This is a genomic window from Hydrogenophaga intermedia, assembly GCF_023715105.1.
Taxonomy (GTDB): Bacteria; Pseudomonadota; Gammaproteobacteria; order Burkholderiales; family Burkholderiaceae_C; genus Hydrogenophaga; species Hydrogenophaga intermedia_A.
In genome coordinates, this window is sequence record NZ_JAMBNO010000001.1 from 105,594 (window position 1) to 125,326 (window position 19,733).

At 68.7% G+C, this 19,733-nt stretch carries 20 protein-coding genes; 6 read left to right on the forward strand and 14 right to left on the reverse strand.

The genetic code is table 11. The features are described from left to right. Positions 1 to 3: 3 nt before the first annotated feature. Positions 4 to 663, reverse strand: coding sequence for an RluA family pseudouridine synthase (locus tag M3149_RS00500; protein ID WP_251707379.1), 660 nt, complete (start codon positions 661 to 663; stop codon positions 4 to 6). 325 nt (positions 664 to 988) lie between these two features. Between M3149_RS00500 and gshA the strand changes: the two genes are divergently transcribed. Continuing rightward, complete coding sequence (gene gshA / locus M3149_RS23285) at positions 989 to 3,586, forward strand: glutamate--cysteine ligase (protein WP_435370711.1); 2,598 nt, start codon at positions 989 to 991, stop codon at positions 3,584 to 3,586. Positions 3,587 to 3,616: 30 nt separating this feature from the next. On the opposite strand, the gene M3149_RS00515 is transcribed toward gshA, so the two are convergent. Next, the gene (locus M3149_RS00515) at positions 3,617 to 4,102 is read right to left on the reverse strand and encodes an SRPBCC family protein (protein WP_251707380.1); all 486 of its coding nucleotides are present in this window, start codon (positions 4,100 to 4,102) and stop codon (positions 3,617 to 3,619) included. Between the two features lie 140 nt (positions 4,103 to 4,242). Between M3149_RS00515 and ylqF the strand changes: the two genes are divergently transcribed. Together ylqF and M3149_RS00525 are read left to right on the forward strand one after the other, a co-directional pair. Then, positions 4,243 to 5,193 (forward strand): ribosome biogenesis GTPase YlqF, encoded by a 951-nt coding sequence (gene ylqF / locus M3149_RS00520; protein ID WP_251707381.1) that lies wholly within the window; start codon positions 4,243 to 4,245, stop codon positions 5,191 to 5,193. 51 nt (positions 5,194 to 5,244) lie between these two features. Further along, positions 5,245 to 5,838, forward strand: coding sequence for an NAD(P)H-dependent oxidoreductase (locus M3149_RS00525; RefSeq protein WP_251707382.1), 594 nt, complete (start codon positions 5,245 to 5,247; stop codon positions 5,836 to 5,838). Position 5,839: 1 nt separating this feature from the next. On the opposite strand, the gene M3149_RS00530 is transcribed toward M3149_RS00525, so the two are convergent. From M3149_RS00530 to M3149_RS00555, 6 genes are all read right to left on the reverse strand, one after another. Next, complete coding sequence (locus M3149_RS00530; RefSeq protein ID WP_251707383.1) at positions 5,840 to 6,418, reverse strand: DUF4399 domain-containing protein; 579 nt, start codon at positions 6,416 to 6,418, stop codon at positions 5,840 to 5,842. A 118-nt stretch (positions 6,419 to 6,536) separates the two neighbouring features. Then, positions 6,537 to 6,677 (reverse strand): hypothetical protein, encoded by a 141-nt coding sequence (locus M3149_RS00535; RefSeq protein WP_251707384.1) that lies wholly within the window; start codon positions 6,675 to 6,677, stop codon positions 6,537 to 6,539. Positions 6,678 to 6,742: 65 nt separating this feature from the next. Next, positions 6,743 to 8,068, reverse strand: a complete 1,326-nt coding sequence (locus M3149_RS00540) for an MATE family efflux transporter (RefSeq protein WP_251707385.1) — start codon at positions 8,066 to 8,068, stop codon at positions 6,743 to 6,745. Between the two features lie 29 nt (positions 8,069 to 8,097). Continuing rightward, positions 8,098 to 8,682, reverse strand: coding sequence for a thioredoxin fold domain-containing protein (locus tag M3149_RS00545; protein WP_251707386.1), 585 nt, complete (start codon positions 8,680 to 8,682; stop codon positions 8,098 to 8,100). A 25-nt stretch (positions 8,683 to 8,707) separates the two neighbouring features. Further along, complete coding sequence (locus tag M3149_RS00550) at positions 8,708 to 9,184, reverse strand: RcnB family protein (RefSeq protein WP_251707387.1); 477 nt, start codon at positions 9,182 to 9,184, stop codon at positions 8,708 to 8,710. A gap of 134 nt (positions 9,185 to 9,318) precedes the next feature. Beyond that, positions 9,319 to 9,795 (reverse strand): TerB family tellurite resistance protein, encoded by a 477-nt coding sequence (locus M3149_RS00555; RefSeq protein WP_251707388.1) that lies wholly within the window; start codon positions 9,793 to 9,795, stop codon positions 9,319 to 9,321. A gap of 224 nt (positions 9,796 to 10,019) precedes the next feature. Between M3149_RS00555 and M3149_RS00560 the strand changes: the two genes are divergently transcribed. Then, positions 10,020 to 12,143 carry an Ig-like domain-containing protein gene (locus tag M3149_RS00560; protein WP_251707389.1) on the forward strand — a complete coding sequence of 708 codons (2,124 nt, stop codon included), beginning with the start codon at positions 10,020 to 10,022 and terminating at the stop codon, positions 12,141 to 12,143. Positions 12,144 to 12,180: 37 nt separating this feature from the next. Next, entirely contained in the window at positions 12,181 to 12,960 is a 780-nt protein-coding gene (locus M3149_RS00565; protein WP_251707390.1) for a tRNA-uridine aminocarboxypropyltransferase, read from the forward strand. Here the strand turns inward: M3149_RS00565 and M3149_RS00570 are convergent. The 4 genes from M3149_RS00570 to grpE all read right to left on the reverse strand — a co-directional run bounded on the left by M3149_RS00570 (position 12,911) and on the right by grpE (position 17,662). Beyond that, entirely contained in the window at positions 12,911 to 13,663 is a 753-nt protein-coding gene (locus M3149_RS00570) for a M48 family metalloprotease (RefSeq protein ID WP_251707391.1), read from the reverse strand. The genes M3149_RS00565 and M3149_RS00570 overlap by 50 nt on opposite strands. Positions 13,664 to 13,838: 175 nt before the next feature. Next, complete coding sequence (gene dnaJ / locus M3149_RS00575) at positions 13,839 to 14,972, reverse strand: molecular chaperone DnaJ (RefSeq protein ID WP_251707392.1); 1,134 nt, start codon at positions 14,970 to 14,972, stop codon at positions 13,839 to 13,841. A gap of 82 nt (positions 14,973 to 15,054) precedes the next feature. Continuing rightward, complete coding sequence (gene dnaK / locus M3149_RS00580) at positions 15,055 to 16,992, reverse strand: molecular chaperone DnaK (protein WP_251707393.1); 1,938 nt, start codon at positions 16,990 to 16,992, stop codon at positions 15,055 to 15,057. Between the two features lie 106 nt (positions 16,993 to 17,098). Next, a complete protein-coding gene (grpE, locus tag M3149_RS00585) occupies positions 17,099 to 17,662 on the reverse strand; it encodes a nucleotide exchange factor GrpE (protein ID WP_251707394.1) in 564 nt (187 codons plus the stop codon). 151 nt (positions 17,663 to 17,813) lie between these two features. Here grpE and M3149_RS00590 point away from each other — a divergent pair, with 151 nt between their 5' ends. Continuing rightward, positions 17,814 to 18,656: a fumarylacetoacetate hydrolase family protein gene (locus tag M3149_RS00590; protein ID WP_251707395.1), complete on the forward strand. Its 843-nt coding sequence runs from the start codon at positions 17,814 to 17,816 to the stop codon at positions 18,654 to 18,656. Here M3149_RS00590 and M3149_RS00595 read toward each other — a convergent pair. Together M3149_RS00595 and M3149_RS00600 are read right to left on the reverse strand one after the other, a co-directional pair. Then, positions 18,653 to 19,012 (reverse strand): winged helix-turn-helix transcriptional regulator, encoded by a 360-nt coding sequence (locus tag M3149_RS00595; protein ID WP_251707396.1) that lies wholly within the window; start codon positions 19,010 to 19,012, stop codon positions 18,653 to 18,655. The two genes, M3149_RS00590 and M3149_RS00595, sit on opposite strands and share 4 nt — an antisense overlap. A gap of 145 nt (positions 19,013 to 19,157) precedes the next feature. Beyond that, positions 19,158 to 19,724: a MarR family winged helix-turn-helix transcriptional regulator gene (locus M3149_RS00600; protein WP_251707397.1), complete on the reverse strand. Its 567-nt coding sequence runs from the start codon at positions 19,722 to 19,724 to the stop codon at positions 19,158 to 19,160. Positions 19,725 to 19,733: the final 9 nt, after the last annotated feature.

Sequence of the window (19,733 nt, forward strand, 5' to 3'; positions counted from 1 at the left end):
GAATCAGAAAGGGCAGGGGGAGTGGAATTCGATCGTCTCGCCGGTGGCCGGGTGCGGCAGCGCGAGCCAGCCCGCGTGCAGCAGCAGGCGATCGGCCAGCGCGCGCTGGGCCTCGCTGGCGTAGAGCGGGTCGCCCACGATGGGGTGGCCGATGGCCTGCAGGTGCACACGCAACTGATGCGTGCGCCCGGTCACGGGCTCCAGTTCTAACCGGGTGCCGATGTCCGCGTGCGCGCCTTGGTCATCGGGCGCGATGCGCCAGCGCGTGTGGCTGGGCTTGCCCATGCCGTGGTGGACGATGCTGCGCGGCCGGTTGAGCCAGTCGATCATGAGCGGCAGGCTGATGGTCTGCCAGCCATTCGCGGGCTCGGGGTTGCGCAGATCGCCCGCCACCACGGCGGTGTAGCGCTTGTGCACGCGGCGCTTCTCGAAGCTCATCGAGAGCTTGCGCTGCATGTCGATGCCGCGCGCCATGACGATCAGGCCGGAAGTCGCCATGTCGAGCCGGTGCACGATGAGCGCGTCGGGCCAGCGTTGCTGGGCACGCGCACTCAGGCAGTCCTGCTTGTCGGGGCCGCGGCCGGGCACGGCGAGCAGGCCGCTCGGTTTGTCGAGGACGATGAGGTGCTCGTCTTCGTGGATCGGTTCTAGGGGATCACTCACCTTGAACTCGCGGACGCTCGCGTTCGACGGGTACTCTGCTCCGCGACTGTCCCCCGGACCGCTGTGCGGTCCTCCTCCTTTATGTCGCTACGCAGAGCACCCATCACCCGCGAGCTCAAGTTATGGACGAGCGCGCCCGCATCGAGTGCCGCGAGGTGGGCGGTGATCGGGGTGTCTGGCGTAGCGACATAAAGGAGGAGGGCCGGCGCAGCCGGCCCGGGGGACATGAGCGGAGCCAGATACCCCGGTCGCCGTCCACCGGACTTGCCGGAGAGAGACACAACAACAGACATGCGCAGATTCTCCCCGAGGACAATACGCCCCCATGCTGCTGCTCGCCCCCATGGAAGGCCTTCTCGACGCCACGCTGCGCGACGTGCTCACGCGACTGGGCGGGGTGGACCGTTGCACCAGCGAGTTCATCCGCGTCACCAACACCCTGCTGCCCGAGCGCGCGTTCATCCGCGTGGTGCCCGAGCTGTTGAACGGCGGGCGCACCGCGGCCGGCGTGCCGGTTCGCCCGCAGTTATTGGGTTCTGACCCCATATTGCTGGCGGAGAACGCGGCACGGCTGGCCACGTTGCATCCGCCGGGCATCGACCTCAATTTCGGTTGCCCGGCCAAGACGGTGAACAACAGCCGGGGTGGGGCGGTGCTGCTGGAGGAGCCCGAACTCGTGGGGCGGATCGTGGCGGCGGTGCGGCGCGCGGTGCCGGCGCACATTCCGGTGTCGGCCAAGATGCGCCTGGGCTACATGGACGACGCGCGCGCCGAGGACAACGCGCTCGCCATCACCGACGCGGGGGCGAACGAGCTCGTGATTCACGCGCGCACCAAGGCCCAGGGCTACAAGCCGCCCGCGCACTGGGAGCGCATCGCGCAGGTGGCGCAGGCGCTGCCGGCCAAGCGGCCCGTGCTGATCGCCAACGGCGAGATCTGGACCACCGGTGACGCGCAGCGTTGCCGCGCCATCACCGGCTGTGAGCACCTCATGATCGGGCGCGGGCAGATCACCGACCCGGGCCTGGCGCAGCAGGTGACGGGTGGTGCGGCGGTGCCGTGGTGGCGCATCGTGCCGCTGCTGCCGCTGTTCTGGGCCCGTGTGAGCGCGCGCGTGGAGCGGCGCCACCGGGCCGGGCGGCTCAAGCAATGGCTCAACTACCTGCGCCACCGCCACCCCGAGGCGCAGCAGGCCTTCGACGAGCTGCGCTTACACCACGAACCGGCCGCCTCGAGGCCTGGCTGCAGCAGGCCCAGGCCCGCTGGGGATGCCCCGACGAGGCGTCGGCAGAAACCGCGCAGCCGTGTTAACTTCCGGCCCCCGCTGCCAAACAGCGCCTGTCAGAGCCCCTCTATGTCTGCACTGCAACAACGGCTGGCCGCCCTGGGCCCCGATCGCCTGCGCGGCATGCGCCGTGGCATCGAGAAGGAAAGCCTGCGTTCGCAGCCCGACGGCAAGCTCGCGCTCACGCCGCACCCCGCCCCGCTGGGCAGCGCGCTGACGCACCCGCACATCACCACCGACTACAGCGAGTCACAGCTCGAGCTCATCACCGGCGTGCACGCCAGCGTGCAGGGCTGCCTGAACGAACTCACCGAGATCCACCAGTTCGTGCTGCGCACGCTCAAGGCGCAGGGCGACGAGCGGCTGTGGGTATCGAGCATGCCGTGCGGCCTGCCCACCGACGAGACCATTCCGCTCGGGCGCTACGGTTCGTCGAACGTGGGCCGCGCCAAGAGCGTGTACCGCATGGGCCTGGGCCACCGCTACGGCCGGCGCATGCAGACGATCTCGGGCATCCACTACAACTGGTCGCTGCCCGGCGTGGACAACGACGGGTATTTCTCGCTGATCCGCAACTTCCGCCGCCACGCCTTCCTGCTGCTCACGCTGTTCGGCGCTTCGCCGGCGGTGTGTTCGAGCTTCGTGGAAGGCCGCAACCACGAGCTGCAGAAGCTCGGCGCCAGCGGCACGCTGTACATGCCGCACGGCACTTCGCTGCGCATGGGCCGCCTGGGCTACCAGAGCGAGGCGCAGGCCACGCTGGCGGTGAGCTACAACGGCCTGGAGGGTTATGCCGCGTCGCTGCATGACGCGCTCACGCGGCCCTGGCCCGCCTACGAGACCGTGGGCATCCGCAACCCGGGTGGAGACTACAACCAGCTCGCCACCACGTTGCTGCAGATCGAGAACGAGTTCTACGGCACGATCCGCCCCAAGCGCGTGATCTTCCCCGGCGAGCGCCCGCTGCACGCGCTGCGCGAGCGCGGCGTGGAGTACATCGAAGTCCGTCTGATGGACCTCAACCCGTTCGAGCCGATCGGCATCGACGCGATGACGCTGCGCTTCCTCGATGTGTTTCTGCTGCACTGCCTGCTGGCCGACAGCCCGCCCGACACGCCCAGCGAAATCCGCGAGCTGGCGCAAAACCAGCACCTGACGGCCGCGCGCGGCCGCGAGCCGGGGCTGGAGCTGCTGCGCCGCGGCCAGCCGGTCAAGCTCACCGACTGGGGGCTGGAGCTCATCGAGCAACTGCAGCCCATCGCCGACGCACTGGACGAGCTGGAAGGCACCGACGCACACGCGCTGGCCGTTGCGCACGCGCGCAGCACGCTGCGCCAGCCCGACCTGCTGCCCTCGGCGCGCGTGCTCAAGGCCATGGCCGCGCACCACGACGATTCCTTCATTGGCTTCGTGCGCGGGCAGTCGGCCACCACGCATGAGCACCTGCTGGCCCTGCCTTGGAGCGCCGCGCAGCAGGCGCGCCACGAGCAGATGGCCGCCCGCTCGCTGGACGACCAGCGCGCCATTGAGGCCGCCGATACGCTGCCGTTCGAGATTTACCGCCAGGAATACGTCTCACCCGACCGCCTGGGCCGCCCGCGCGCGGCAACGCCTGCAAAGGGTGCGGTCACGGTTTGAACCGCTGCGCCGCGGGGCGGTGCGCGGGGGTTAGACCTCGCCGCCGAACTTCTTGATCAGGTTGGCGACGTACTTGTCGACCAGCTTCTCGAATTCCGATTCGACCACCGGTGCCACCACCATCTTCATCAGCCCGGGCAGCGGCACGTCCACCGCGCCGTCGATGGCGAGTTCGATGGCGGTGCTCTTGCCGCCCTGGTCGGTGATCTTCCAGTGCCCGCCGACCTGGGCGTTGCCCACGCCCTTGACCGGCGTCCACTTCACCGTGCCCGTGCCCTTGGCGGCGTCGAACTTGCTGGTGTACTTGCTCGCGTACACCGTCTGGATGTTCACCTGTGCGGTACCGACCTTCTCCATCTCCCACTGGTAGGCGCCGCCGCCCAGGTCGGTGAGCTTCTCGACCTTGGGGAAATGGCTCACCGACGCGGGCACGTCGGAGAGCAGCTTGAACACATCGGCCGCCTTGGCCTTGACGGCGAATTCGTAGCCGAGGTCGATCTTGACGGTGATGGCCATGGGTGCCTTTCGTGAGGACGTGTGCGTTGCGGTTCGCGGGCATTCTAGGCAGCGCCTCCCAGGCCTGCGCTGCGGGCTTACCCCGGGGCAGGGCACAATCCCGGCCTTTCCCCGTTCGCCCGCCCGCAGCACCCCCCTCCATGAGCGTCCAGTGGTTCCCCGGTCACATGCACCTCACGCGCCAGGCCATTGCCGACCGCGTGAAGACCATCGACGTCGTGATCGAGATGCTCGACGCGCGCCTGCCAGGCTCCAGCGCCAACCCGCTGCTGGGCGAGCTGACGAAGAAGCGCGCCACGCTCAAGGTGCTCAACAAGCAGGACCTGGCCGACCCCGAGCGCACCGCGCTCTGGCTGGCGCACTACAACGCCCAGCCCGGCACGCGCGCCATCGGGCTGGATGCCAGCGTCACCGCGCCGGCGCGCGCGCTGGTGGCGGCCTGCCGCGAGCTCGCGCCCAACCGCGGCGGCATGGCCAAGCCGCTGCGGGTGCTCATCTGTGGCGTGCCCAACGTGGGCAAGAGCACGCTCATCAACACGCTCATGGGCAAGCGCTCCGCCAAGACCGGCGACGAAGCGGGTGTGACCCGCAACGAGCAGCGTGTGGCGCTGGCCGATGACGTGTACCTGTACGACACGCCCGGCGTGCTGTGGCCGCGCATCGTGGTGCCGCAGAGCGGCATTCACCTGGCGGCCAGCGGGGCGGTGGGCCGCAACGCCTATGACGACCAGGAAGTGGCCTACGAGCTGCTGGACAACCTCAAGCTCGCCTACCCGGGCCTGCTGCGCGCGCGCTACGGGCTGGGCGACAGCGATGCCGCGCTGGCGCAGATGCCCGCGGAGGACATGCTCGACGCCATCGGCCGCCAGCGCGGCGCCTTGGTGAGTGGTGGTCGGGTGGATGCGCAGAAGGCGGCAGAGCTGGTGATTGCCGACTTCCGCGCAGCGCTGATGGGCCGCATCACGCTGGAGACGCCCACGCAGTACCTGGCCTGGCTCAAGGCCGGGCAGGCCGCCGACGCCGAGCGACAGCGCTTGAAGCGCGAGCGCTTCGGCGACGAACGGCCTCGCGGGCGGCCGCGCCGCCGCTGACGGCTTGATCCGCGTCAAGGCGCGGGCCAGCGGCCAGGGCACGATGCACGCATGGCAGACAAGGCCCGTGTGCTGCTCATCGAAGGCCATCCCGATGGTTCGCCCCAGCGCCTGAACCGCGCGCTGGCCGACGCCTATGCCGCCGGCGCCGAAGCGGGCGGCCACACGGTGCACCGCGTGCGCCTGGCCGAACTCGACATCCCCCTGCTGCGCAGCGCCGAGGCCTGGACCCACGGTGAGCTGGATGCCGGCCTGAAGGCCGTGCAGGCCGAACTGCAGTGGGCGCAGCACGTGGTGCTGTGCTTTCCGCTCTGGCTGGGCGACATGCCCGCCCTGGTGAAGGCGTTTCTGGAGCAGGTGGCGCGACCGGGGTTCGCGGTGCCGCAGGACCGGCAGTCGCTGTTCGCGCGCAAACCCCTGTCCGGGCGCTCGGCGCGCGTGATCGTGACCATGGGCATGCCCGCGGTGGTGTACCGCTGGTACTTCCGCGCGCACAGCGTGAAATCGCTGGAGCGCAACGTGCTCGGCTTCGTCGGCTTTGCGCCGGTGCGAGAGACGCTGATCGGCAACGTCGACAGCCTGGGCGAGAGAGGCGTGGCGCGCTGGTGCCAGAAGCTGCAGCAGCTCGGCCGCGCCGCCGCCTGACTCACTTCACCGTGATCGTGATGCGCTCGCTCGCCACCACCGGGTGGTGGGGTATGTGGTTCTGGTCGCCCAGCACGAGCTGCAGTGTGTGCATGCCGGGCGCGAGCGTGAGCGAGGTTTCCGTCTGCCCCAGGCCGAAATGGCGGAAGTTGTCGTTGGCCGGCAGCGGCGCGTTGGCGTCCCACTCGGCCACGTCGACCAGCAGGTGGTGATGGCCGGTGCCTTCCTTTTCCACCCCGGCCGGCGCGACGCCCATGCCCGAGAGCCCGAACACCACACGCACCGGGTTGCTCACGGTCTGGCCGTTGGCCAGGTTCACGAAGTACAGGCGCGCGTTGGGCGCAGCAGCCACCTTCTTGTAGCCGCTGCTCAGGGTGGGGGTGCTGGCGCTCACGCGCGCCGGTGCGGTGGCCGGCGCGGGGTTGGCGTGCATCGCAGCGTGCATGCCGCTGTGCATGCTGCCGTGGGCCCGGCCGTCCATGGCGCCCTGCATGGTGGGGTGGTGGTGCGCGCTGTGCCCGGCGCAGCCGGCCAGGGTGGCGGCGGCAAGCGCCGCGCTCGCGAGATTGAAGCAACGCATGAAAGCCTCCGTGGGAGAACGAGAGCGCTTCACGGTACGCCGGCGCGGGCCCGGCGTCCATCGTCACCCAGCGGCGACTTCGGGATTCGCGCGCCGCCGCATCGGCGCGCGACGCGCCTTACTTGTTCTTTTCCTTGCCGCGCGGAATCACTGCCGTGACCGGCGCGACCGGGCGGTCGGACGTGGCCGGGCCCTTGGGGGCGCTGGTGTCCTTCTTGGGCTTCTTGCTCATCTTTTCGTTGCGCTGTTCCTTGCCCATGGGCTGCTCCTGTTGTGCTGGCGGTGCCGGCGGATGGAGGCGAATGGTAGCGAGCGTTTCGGCCTTCAGCGCGGGCGCTGTCGCGTCTGCTGCAGGAAGCGTCGCAGCAACGCCACCGAGGCACCGAGCAGGCCCACGCCGAAGCCCGCCCAGATGCCCGCAGCGCCCCAGCCGGCACCGAAGCCCAGCAGCGTACCCAGCGGCAGCGCAACCAGCCAGTAGGCGATCAGCGAGACCCGTGTTGGCCAGACGTTGTCGAGCAGGCCGCGCAACGCGCCCAGGCTCACCGACTGCACGCCGTCGGCCAGTTGCATGAGGCCGTAGACGAAGAAGATGGACGCGGCGGCGGCGATCACTGCGGCGTCGTCCACGAACCAACCGGCGATGGTGGCACCGCTGGTGAGAAAGAGCAGGGCGATGGCGCCCATCCACACCGTGACCACGCCCAGCCCGGCAAAGCCGATCGGCGCGATGCGCCGGTGCTCGCGTGCGCCCACCGCTTGCGCCACACGGATGCTCACCGCGCCGGCCATGCCCATGGGCAGCATGTACAGCGTGGCGCCCACCGACATCGCCACCTGGTTGCCGGCGAGGGCGACGGTGCCGAACAGGCCGATCAGCACGCCCGCCACCGCCACCGATGCGCCCTCGAGGAAGTACTGCGTGGTCATGGGCAGCGCCTCGCGCCACAGGCGCCCGAACTCGGTGCGCTCCCAGCGGGGCGTACCCCACCAGGCGCGGGTGGCCGGCGCGTACCGCGCCCAGGCGCAGATCACGATCGCGCCCACCGTCTGTGCCACCAGGCTGGCGATGCCAGCGCCCGTAAGGCCGAGCGCGGGCGCGCCCAGATTGCCGTAGATCAGCACCCAGTTCAGGAACACGTTGATTCCCACCGGCACGGTGGTCAGGGCCACCGAGGTCCAGGGCCGCTCGGTCGCGTCGAGCAGGTTCTTGGCGGCCATGGTCACGGTGAAGGGCGCCATCGAGGCGCTCAGGCACAGCCAGTAGGGGCCCATGACGGCCAGCACGTCGTCGGGCTGGCCGATGTAGGGCAGCAGCGGCAGCACCGCGGCCATGAGCAACGCGCCGCCGCTGCCGGCGATGAGCGCCAGCACGAAGCCGTGGCGCGCGACGTGGCCGATGCCCGGTGCGTCCATGGCGCCGTACGCGCGCCCCGCGTACAGGCCCACCGGCCCCGCGAAGCCGTAGAGCGCGGCCCAGAAGATGATGATGACGCTGGTGGTGAGCGAGACCGCTGCCAGGGGCACCGCCCCCAGCGGGCCGAGCATGGCGGTGTCGACCAGCATCACGCCGGTCGACAGCGACAGGCCGGCCACCAGGGGCGCGGCCAGACGCAGCAACGAGCGCACCTCGCGCCCGGCGCGCGCCATCAGGTGGCGCTGGCGAGCCCGCGGTGCGCTCAGTTGGCCCCCGTCAGGCCGATGAAGGCGGCCAGTTGCGCGGTGGGCATGGCGCCGCCCACGCTGCGCGCGCCGCCCTGCGGGTCGCGCGCCACGATGTAGGGCACGGCGTCGCCGCCCAGGCGGTTGAGCAGCGCGGTGTTGTGCTCTATGGCGGCCTTCACCTCGTCGGGGATACTGGCCGAGGCGGAGATACCGCCCTGGCCGGCGATCAGGCTCTTCTCGTGCTCGGCCATGGCCTGCACCGGGTCGGCTGCGGTGAGGATGGCCGCGCCCTGCGGCAGGCTCTTGGCGTTGAGCATGGACACGGGCAACCACACGAAGCGCGCCTGGCGCAGCAGCGGTTGCGAGGCTTGCCACAGGTTGGCACAGTGCGGGCACTGCGGGTCGAACAGCACGTAGACCGTGTTGGCGGCCATCATGGTGCCGACGGTGAAGCCTTTGCCTTCGGCGGCGAGCACCTGCAGGGCCTGGCTGCGGTCGATGGGTGGGGCCGGCGGCGCTTCGGGCTCGCGCGAGCAGGCGGTCAGAAAGCCCATGGCCGCGAGTGCGGCCATGGTGGGGAGGAGTTGGCGGCGATTCATGCCGCGATGGTAGCGAGCCGGCGTGTCAGTGGTTCAGGATCGCGTGGGCGATCAGACCCGTGGCGGCCGCGATCAACAGGAATTCCCCGTTGACCTGAATCCAGTGGTGGCCGCGCGGCGGCGCGTACAGCTGCGGGTGGTGGTGGCGCACGACGTAGCGGCTCTGGCGGTATTCCACCGGCACGTAGTGGCCGCGGTGCCAGCGCGGGCCCTTGTGCACGATGCGCACGTCGCGGTGCACCACGCGCGGGCCGTGGTGGTACACGTGGCGCTCGACGCGGCGGTGGTGGTTGCCGTGGCGCACCACATGCCGCTCCACGTGACGTTCCACGTGCCGGCGATCGCCGTGGCGCACCACGTGCTTTTCCACGTGGCGGTGTTCCACGCGCGGGCCGTCATGGTGGCGGCGGTGGCCGCGGCGGTCGTCGTCGGCGAAGGTCGCGGTGCTCATCGCGAGCGTGGCGGTCGCGACGGCGATCGAGAGCAGTTCACGGGCTTTCATGGCGTGTCTCCTTCCGGGAGCGGTTGAGGAGCCTTCATCGTGCGCGGCGTGTGTGTCGCGTGCGTAAACCCCTGGCAGAGCGTGCGCAAAGATCGAAGACGACTTTGCAACCGATCGGAGCCCCGTCCGCCACCTCAGTCCACGTTGCCCAGCACCGTCTGGCGCGCGTGCATCTTGGCCGCGATGTATTCACCGTGGGTGACGTGCAGCAGGCCGGCCACCTTGTTGATCACCGCGTTCTCGTGCACGTCCAGGTGCTGGTCGGCATAAGCGACTTCCCACATCGCCTCGATCACCGCGATCTTCTGCGGTTGGGTGAACCGCTCGTTGAGCAGGCTGGTGAAGCGGTGGTAGTCGTTGCTGGTGCGTGCGGTGTCGTGCGCGAGTTCGATCAGCCGCTCGAGTTCGTCGTCGGCCAGCGAGAACTTGCGCCGCAGCGCACGCAGCACGGCATCGCGCTCGTCCTCGTGCAGTTCCGGTGTGGCGCGCATCACCTCCACCAGCAGCACGGCAGTGGCCAGGTGCAGGGTGTGTTCGCCGGGCGGGCTGGGGGCGTCGGGTGCCAGCTCGCGTGAAATCTGATCGAGCAGGTCTTTCAAGGTCTTGAACATGGGCTCTCCTTCTGCGTCTGGGTGGACCCACGCGGGCCGTTCGGGTTCCGCACTGCAGCATCGTCGCGCAGGCGACATCGCATGGGTGCACGGCCTCAGGGAAAACGCGAGCCCCCACTGGCGCGCCCATCGGGCCCCGCCTATAACCGCGCCGGAGCAGCGAGAACGAAGAGAAGCGCCCCGGCACACGAGCCGCATGAGCGGCCACCCTCAGGAGACAAGCCATGACCCAGCCAAGCACCCGCCCCTTGCGGTGGGCGTTGATCCTTGCCCTGCCGTTCGCCTTGCTGCCTGCGCTCGCGCAGGCCGATGGCGTGTCGGTGCGCTATGACGCCGAGGCGTCGCCGTTCCCGAGCAACCGTTTCACGGTGCCCGACTTCGGCAACGCAACGCTGCGCCGCGTGAACCTGCCCAAGCCCGACTGCAAGACCCGACCGAGCGACTGCGCCGACTTCGACGTGATCAACACGCTCGACGGATTTTCCACGCAGCCTCGCATCACGGTGCCGTTCACGGGTGACATCGATCCTGCGTCGGTGAACAGCGAGAGCATCTATCTGGTGAACCTGGGTGACGTGCTCACGCTGCGCGGGTTCGGGCAGAAGGTGGGCATCAACCAGGTGGTGTGGGATCCCGAGACGAAAACGCTGGCGTTCGAGTCCGACGAACTGCTGCAGGAGCGTTCGCGCTACCTGGTGGTGGTCACCAATGCGGTTCGCGATGCGCAGGGCAAAAAACTCAAATCGGCGGATTTTCTGGGCAGGGGCGACGCGCACCAACGGGAGCTGCGCGACGCACTGCCCGTGGCGCGCGGTGGCGGGCGCAACGTGGTGGCGGCCTCGCTGTTCACCACCCAGTCCACCACGGGCGACCTGCTCAAGATCCAGCGCCGCATCAAGGCGAGTACGCCGGCGCCGGCCGACTTCATGGTGGGCAATGGCGGCGCTGTTCGCGCCCTGTTCCCGGTGGCGGACCTGGCAGGCATCCAGTTCAAGCGCCAGACGGGCGCGGCACCGGTGTTCACGGAAAGTTTTCTGCCCACGCCCGCGCTGCAGGTGGTGGCGGGTGCCGTGGGGCACGTGGCCTACGGGCGCTACAGCTCGCCCGAATACCAGACCGAGGACAAGGTGATTCCGGCCACCGCCACGCTGACCGGCACGCCGCAACCACAAGGCAACCAGCAACTGGTGTTCCAGCTCTTCCTGCCCTCATCGCCCAAACCCGCGGGCGGCTGGCCGGTCGCAATCTTCGGCCACGGTTTCACCGACAGCATGTACGGCGCGCCGTGGACGGTGGCTTCGGTATTCGCCTCGCAAGGCATAGCGACGTTGTCGATCAACGTGGTGGGCCACGGCGGCGGCGCGCAGGGTGTGCTGAACGTGCTGCCCAAGGCGGGCGCGCCGGTGCAGGTGCCCGCGGGCGGCCGCGGTATCGACCAGGACGGCAACACCGTCATCGACAGCACCGAGGGCGTGAACGCCGCCGCGACGCAGACCATCGTGGGCAGCCGCGACGGCCTGCGCCAGACCGTGATCGACCTGATGCAGCTGGTGCGCCAGATCGAGGTGGGCATGGACGCCGATGGTGACGGTGCACGCGACCTCGACCCCAACCGCATCTACTACGCCGGCCAGTCCTTCGGCGGCATCTACGGCACCATGCTGCTGGGTGTGGAGCGCAACATCAAGGCCGGCGTGCCCAACGTGCCGGGTGGCTCCATCACCGAGATCGCGCGCCTGAGCCCGAACTTCCGGGTCCTGACCGCGGTGAGCCTCGCGACGCGTCAACCGGTGCTGTTGAACCTGCCGTCCGATCCGGGCCTGCCTTTCCCGTTCAACCTCCGCTTCAACGAGAACATCCCGCTGCGCGATCTGCCGCCCGTGGTGAACAGCGTTCCCGGCGCGATGGCCATCGCCGAGCTGCTGGACCGCAACGAATGGGTGCAGCAATCGGGCAACCCGGTGTCGTACGCGTCGCTGATCCGCCAGAACCCGCCCCAGGGCCACGCGGCCAAGCCGGTGATCGTGCAGGTGGCCAAAGGCGACGTGACCGTGCCCAACCCGACCAGCACGGCCCTCGTGCGCGCGGGCGGTCTGCAGGATCGCGTGACCTACTACCGCAACGATCTGGCGTTCGCGGGCAACCAGGGCATTCCGAAGAACCCGCACACCTTCCTCACCAACATCGGCGTGACGGCCGCCTTACCGATCGCGGTGGGTGCGCAGTCGCAGATTGCGGCCTTCTTCGCAAACAACGGCGCGCTGGTGATCGATCCCGACAACGGTGGCCCGCTGTTCGAGGTGCCGATCCAGGGCGATCTCCCCGAGGGGCTCAACTTCATTCCCTGACGAACGGGGCCCCGGCGGCGGGTACAGTCGCCGCCTCATGCCCCACGCCCATGCCGTGGCCCGCCTGCGCGCTGCGCGCATGGCCGCCGCCACCAAACCCTTCAACGCCCGCGGCTCGGCCCCGGGCCGCTGCGAGCGCTGCCGCCTCTACGGGCCCTGGTGCATCTGTGCGTGGCAGCCCCGCGTGGACACACACGCGGGTGTGTGCCTGCTCATGGGGGACATCGAATCGCTCAAGCCCAGCAACACGGGGTGGCTGATCGCCGATCTGGTGGCCGAGACCCATGCCTTCCAGTGGTCGCGCACAGTGATCGACCCCGCGCTCATCGCGTTGCTTGCTGATCCACAGTGGCAACCCTACGTGGTGTTTCCGGGCGAGTTCGTTGCACCCGAGCGCGTGGTGACGTCGCTGCTGCCCGCCACGCCTGCGACGGCCACCGGTGCGCCCAGGCGGCCGCTGTTCGTGCTGCTCGACGGCACCTGGTCCGAGGCACGCAAGATGTTCAACAAGAGCCGCTACCTCGACGCGCTGCCGGTGCTCAGCCTGCACCCCGAGCAGCGCTCGAACTACCGGTTGCGCCGCGCGGCGCGCGACGACCACTTCTGCACCGCCGAAGTCGGCGCGATGTGCCTGGAACTCGCGGGCGAAGCCGGGGCGGCCCAGGCCCTGGCGGCCTGGCTTGACCTCTTCACCGAGCATTACCTGCTGGGCAAGCAGAACCGGCCAGCGGCGCTGGCAAGCGCAGCGCACGAGCGCATCCGCGCCATCAACGCGGCGAGCGTGTCCGCGGGGCCTGGGGCAGCACCGGTTCGCTGAGCCACTGGCGCTTGGCGTGTTCGAGCCGATCGCGCAGTGCCGGGTGCGTGTGGCCCACAGTGAAGGCGCCACCCGGCCCGGCTGGCGCATGCAGTTTGGCCAGCACGTCGAGCATGACCTGCGGATCGCGACCAGCGGCACGCAGCAAGGCCATGCCGCGTGCGTCGGCCAGCAACTCCTGCTCGTGCAGCAGGTCGGCCGCATTGCGGCCCAGCGGAGAGGCGGCGTTGAGCATGGCCAGCCGCGCACGCACCTGGGCGATGTCGGTCTGTGCATGGCCCACGCGCAGTTGCATCTCGCAGGCTTCGGCCAGGCCATCGCGCACTTCGACGTGCGCCAGCTCGTGTGCGATCACGGCAGCGAGTTCGTCCTCGCTGAAGGCGTGCGTCGCGCTCCACAGCGCGTTGGTGAGCAGGATGACGCCGTGGTCGGCAGCGTAAGCGTTGGGCTCGGGATCGTCGAAGGCGAGCAGTCGCACGGGCGGACCACCGCGCAGGCGGGGTGATGCGCTCACCAGCTCCTCGAGCAATGCGTTCAGCCGCGGCGGCACCGGCACTTCGGTGCGTTCGCGCAGCAGGGCAGCGATCTGCGCCTCGTCGAGCGCGCGTTGCTCGGCGATGCGTCGCGGGTCGTCGTGGCAGGCCACTTCGGCGGCGGCAGGCCAGGGAAGGGCCAGGCCTGCCAGCAGCAGAACCGTTCTCATGAAACGAGATATACGGTTCATACGATTTACACCGTTCTTGAGAACGGGTTGTACGCCGATCCGGCGCGCATGAAAAGCCCCGGCTCCGAACGGACCCGCTGGCTGGACGGGAGGCCGGGCACAAAAGAAAAGCGACGCCGGAGCGTCGCTTTTCGGGGCTGGGCGGTGGGGCCGGTCAGCTGAAGAAGTCTTTCGCCTTCTCGAACCAACCCTTGTCGTTCGGGCTGTGCTTGTGGCCACCCTTCTTGAACGACTCATCGAGCTCCTTGAGCAGCTTGCGCTGGTGCTCGGTGAGCTTCACGGGCGTTTCCACCGCCACGTGGCAGTACAGATCGCCCGGGTAGCTGCTGCGCACGCCCTTGATGCCCTTGCCACGCAGGCGGAAGGTCTTGCCGCTCTGGGTGCCCTCGGGCAGGTCGATGGTGGCCTTGCCCTGCAGCGTGGGCACGTCGATCTCGCCGCCCAGGGCGGCGATCGTCATGCTCACCGGCACCTGGCAGTGCAGATCGTCGCCGTCGCGCTCGAAGATGTCGTGCTTGCGCAGGCGGATTTCGATGTACAGATCGCCCGCGGGCCCGCCGTTCTGGCCCGGTTCGCCGTTGCCGGTGGAACGGATGCGTTGGCCGTCGTCGATGCCGGCCGGGATCTTGATCTCCAGCGTCTTCTGCTTCTTGATCTTGCCCTGGCCGTGGCACGTGGTGCAGGGCTCGGGGATGACCTTGCCGCGGCCCTGGCAGGTGGGGCAGGTCTGCTGCACGCTGAAGAAGCCCTGGCGCATCTGCACCACGCCCTGGCCGTGGCAGGTGCCGCAGGTCTTGGCGCTGGTGCCGGGCTTGGCACCGCTGCCGTGGCAGGTTTCGCAGTCGTCCCAGCTGGGAATGCGGATCTGCGTCTCCTTGCCGTTGGCGGCCTCTTCGAGGGAGATTTCCATCGCGTAGGAGAGGTCGGCGCCGCGGTACACTTGGCGGCCACCGCCCCCGCGGCGTGCGCCGCCGAAGATGTCGCCGAAGATGTCGCCGAAGGCATCGCCGAAGTTGCCGAAGCCTTCGGGCCCGCCCGGGCCGCCGCGCATGTTCGGATCCACACCGGCGTGGCCGTACTGGTCGTAAGCGGCCTTCTTCTGGGCGTCCGAGAGCATCTCGTAGGCCTCCTTGGCCTCCTTGAATTTCTCTTCGGCGCCCTTGGCCGCGTCACCCTGGTTGCGGTCAGGGTGGAACTTCATCGCGAGCTTGCGGTAGGCCTTCTTGATCTCCTCGTCGGAGGCGTTCTTGGGCACACCCAGCACTTCGTAGTAGTCGCGTTTGGCCATGTTGTTCGGGGCTTGTGTTTGAACACGAACGCCGCGTCAGCTTGCGCGGACGCGGCGGTGTGACGGATGTCGCAGCGCGCGATCAGCCTTTCTTGACTTCCTTCACCTCGGCGTCGACGACGTCGTCATCAGCGGCCTTGGACGATTGCTGAGACGCGCTGTCGGCTGCACCGGACGCGCCGGCGGCCTGCTCGGCCTGCTGCGCCGCGTAGACCTTCTCGCCCAGCTTCTGGCTTGCCGTCATGAGGGCGGTGGTCTTGGCCTCGATGTCGGCCTTGTCCTCGCCCTTGGCGGCTTCTTCCAGCGCCTTGAGCGCGTCTTCGATGGCGGACTTCTCGCCGGCCTCGAGCTTGTCGCCGTGCTCGGAGAGGCTCTTCTTCACGCTGTGCACCATCGCCTCGGCCTGGTTGCGCGCCTGCACGAGTTCGACCTTTTTCTTGTCTTCCGCGGCGTTGAGCTCGGCGTCCTTCACCATCTGCTGGATCTCGGCCTCGGACAGGCCAGAGTTCGCCTTGATGGTGATCTTGTTTTCCTTGCCGGTGCCCTTGTCCTTGGCGCCCACGTGCAGGATGCCGTTGGCGTCGATGTCGAAGGTCACCTCGATCTGCGGCATGCCGCGCGGTGCGGCGGGAATGCCTTCGAGGTTGAACTCGCCCAGCAGCTTGTTGCCCGAAGCGATCTCACGCTCGCCCTGGAACACCTTGATGGTCACGGCCGGCTGGTTGTCGTCGGCGGTGGAGAACACCTGCGAGAACTTGGTCGGGATGGTGGTGTTCTTGGCGATCATCTTGGTCATGACGCCGCCCATGGTCTCGATGCCCAGCGACAGCGGGGTCACGTCGAGCAGCAGCACGTCCTTGCGGTCGCCGCTGAGCACCTGGCCCTGGATGGCGGCACCGACGGCCACCGCTTCATCGGGGTTGACGTCCTTGCGCGGCTCCTTGCCGAAGAACTCCTTGACCTTTTCCTGCACCTTGGGCATGCGGGTCATGCCGCCGACCAGGATGACGTCGTGGATCTCGCCCACGCTCACACCGGCGTCCTTGATGGCGGTGCGGCAGGGCGCGATGGTGCGCTCGATCAACTCTTCCACCAGGGCTTCGAGCTTGGCGCGCGTGAGCTTGATGTTCAGGTGCTTGGGGCCCGAGGCATCGGCCGTGATGTAGGGCAGGTTGATGTCGGTCGCGGCGGACGAGGACAGCTCGATCTTGGCCTTCTCGGCCGCTTCCTTCAGGCGCTGCAGGGCCAGCACGTCCTTGCTCAGGTCGACGCCTTGTTCTTTCTTGAACTCGGAAATGATGTGGTCGATGATGCGCTGGTCGAAGTCTTCGCCGCCCAGGAAGGTGTCACCGTTGGTGGAGAGCACCTCGAACTGCTTCTCGCCGTCGACGTCGGCGATCTCGATGATCGACACGTCAAACGTGCCGCCGCCGAGGTCGTACACGGCGATCTTGCGGTCGCCCTTGTCCTGCTTGTCCAGGCCGAAGGCCAGGGCCGCGGCGGTGGGCTCGTTGATGATGCGCTTCACATCGAGGCCGGCGATGCGGCCGGCGTCTTTGGTGGCCTGGCGCTGCGCGTCGTTGAAGTACGCGGGCACGGTAATGACGGCCTCGGTGACCGGCTCGCCCAGGTAGTCCTCGGCGGTCTTCTTCATCTTGCGCAGGATGTCGGCCGAGACCTGCTGGGCCGAAATCTTCTTGCCGCGCACCTCCACCCAGGCGTCGCCGTTGTCGGCTGCCACGATGGAGTAGGGCATCAGGTCGATGTCCTTCTGCACTTCCTTCTCGGTGAACTTGCGACCGATCAGGCGCTTGATGGCGTACAGCGTGTTCTTGGGGTTGGTGACGGCCTGGCGCTTGGCCGAGGCGCCGACCAGCACCTCACCGTCTTCCTGGTAGGCGACGATCGAGGGCGTGGTGCGCGCACCTTCGCTGTTCTCGATCACCTTGGTGTTGTTGCCTTCCATGATGGCCACGCACGAGTTCGTGGTGCCGAGGTCGATGCCGATGATGCGTCCCATGTCTGTGACTCCGAGGGTGTTGGTAAAACTGTTGACGAGGTGTGGATAAGCCTGGGGAATTCAAGGGGGCAGGGCGTGGACAAGTGCGGTCTTCGGCCCTGTGGCCTCACCTGGGCGCCGCCACCGTGACCAGCGCCGGGCGCAGCACGCGATCGGCAATCAGGTAACCCTTTTGCAGCACCGTGACCACGGTGTTGGGCTCCTGTTCGGCCGGCACCATGCTGATGGCCTGGTGCTGGTGGGGGTCGAACTTCGTGCCGGGCGCGGGCGCGATCTGTATCACCTTGTGGCGCTCCAGCGCGCTCTTGAGTTGCTTGAGGGTGGCCTCGGTGCCCTCGCGCAGCTGCTCGCGCGTGGCCTCCTGGATGGCCAAGCCCGCTTCCAGGCTGTCGGCCACGGCCAACAGGCTCTCGGCAAAACTTTCCACCGCGAACTTGCGGGCCTTGGTGATTTCGTCTTCGGCGCGGCGGCGGGCGTTCTCGGCCTCGGCCTTGGCGCGCAGGAATTGGTCGGCCAGATCGGCGTTCTGGGCCTTCAGGGTGGCCAGTTCGGCTTGCAGCGCGGCCAGGGCGTCGGCTTCGCCAGCGGCCTGGGCGGCTTCGGCCTCTTCGGGGCTCATGGGCGCCTCGGTGGCGGGGGTCTGCGGGTCGGTCGGCGGCGTCTGGCTCATCGTGGCAAGGGGCTTGGCGGGTTCTGGAATGGGGGCGGTTTGCCCGACAAGTCGGGCAACTGGGGTCGGTCCGGTGGATTTCAAGGGTCGGCACCGCCGCGGGGCGCCGCAGGGCAGAATCGGCGGCTTTTCACCCGCCGCACGACGAAGCATGAAACTGATCCGCCACGGCCTGCCCGGCGCCGAACAACCCGGCCTGATCGACGCCAGCGGCACGCTGCGCGACCTCACCGGGGTGGTGGCCGACATCGAGCCGGCCACGCTGAGCCCCGATTTTATGGCCCGCCTGGCCGCGCTTGACCCGCTGACCCTGCCTCCGGTGCCCCTGGGTACCCGGCTGGGCCCCTGCGTGGGGCGGGTGGGCAACGTCATCGGTATCGGTCTGAACTACGCCGACCACGCCGCCGAAGCCGGGCTGAAGGCGCCTGGCCAGCCGATCGTTTTCAATAAACACAGCGCCTCCATCAGCGGCCCGAACGACGACGTCTGGCTGCCGCCGGGTTCGGCAAAGCTCGACTGGGAGGTGGAGCTGGGCATCGTGATCGGCCAGCGCGCCTTCCACGTGAGTGAGGCAGACGCACTGCGCCACGTGGCCGGCTACTGCCTCGTGAACGACGTGTCCGAGCGCGCTTACCAGATGGAGTACGAAGGCCAGTGGGTCAAGGGCAAGAGCTACCCCACGCACTGCCCCATCGGCCCCTGGCTGGTGACGCCCGACGAGCTGGGCGACCCGCAGGACGTGGATCTCTGGCTCGATGTGAACGGCGTGCCGCGCCAGCGCGGCAACACCCGCACCATGATCTTTGGGGTGGCGCACATCGTGAGCTACCTGAGCCGCTTCATGGTGCTGCTGCCGGGCGACGTGATTCCCACCGGCACGCCGCCGGGCGTGGGCATGGGCCACAAGCCACCGCTGTACCTGAAGGCGGGCGACGTGGTGACCTTGGGCGGGCGCGGTCTGGGCGAGCAGCGCCAGGTGGTGGTGGCGAACTAGGGCGCGGCGCGTGCTGCCGCCCGCACTTGGGCCGACGGGCGTGAGGCACCGTTGGCGCGCAGGCGCTGCTGGTTGTGCCATCGCCCCGCGAACGGCTTGAGTTCACCCAGCCGACGTGCCAGCTCGGCGCCATGCGGCGTGAGCCGGTAGCCGGTGCCGCAATGGTCGAGCAGGTGGGCCGCGCGCAGCTCCTTCAGGCGGGTGTTGAGCGTGTTGGGGGTGACACCGCCCACGCTGTCCTGCAGCAGGCGAAAGGTCTGCGGATGGCCATCGGCCAGCGCCTGGATCACGCGCATCGCGTAGCGCGACTCCAGCAGGTCGAACAGCTGGTCGAGCGCTTCCTTGTCCTTGCTCATCGGCGGTCTCCTGCGCGGCCTGGACGGGGCCTTTTCACCGCACTATAGGCATGCCCACGGTCGCTACCAAGTTGGTAGCTGTGTGCAGTGCAGCAATGTGGTGTGTGGGCCACCCGGGTTAGACCCGATGGGCATGGCCCGAGCGTCAGAGCACGCCGTCGCCGTGGCCGTTGCCCACCGATCCTGGGCGGTAGACCTTGCGCAGCAGCGCAATCAGGGTCTGCACCTCGTCGGGCGTGAGTGCCGCCGTGGCCTCGGCCTCCAGCGCGCTGGCCATGGCCTGCGCCTCGCGGTACAGCCGCTCGCCGCCGTGTGTGAGGTGCAGACCCAGCGCGCGGCCATCGCTCGGATGCGGGCGGCGTGTGATGAGCTTTCTCTGCTGCAGGGCCTTGACCATGCCCACCAGGTTGGGTGGCAGGATGTCCAGCGCGGCGCAGATCTGGCGCGAGGTCACGCCGGGGTTGTGCGCGATCACGCTGAGCACCGAGAAGTCCACCGGCCGCAGCTCGAATGGCGCCATGCGGCGCAGGAACACCGCGATCACCGAGAGCGCTGCGCGCCGCGCGTTGTAGCCGACCAGGGTTTCGAGAAAGCCGGTGTCGGGCAGGCCGTCGCCAACCGCGGATTCCGGCACGGCGGTGTCGCTCGACGCTGCGCCCTTGCGGGCCCCGCGGGGACGACGCATCGCGTTGGCGATCGAGGTTTCGCTCATCGGTCCACG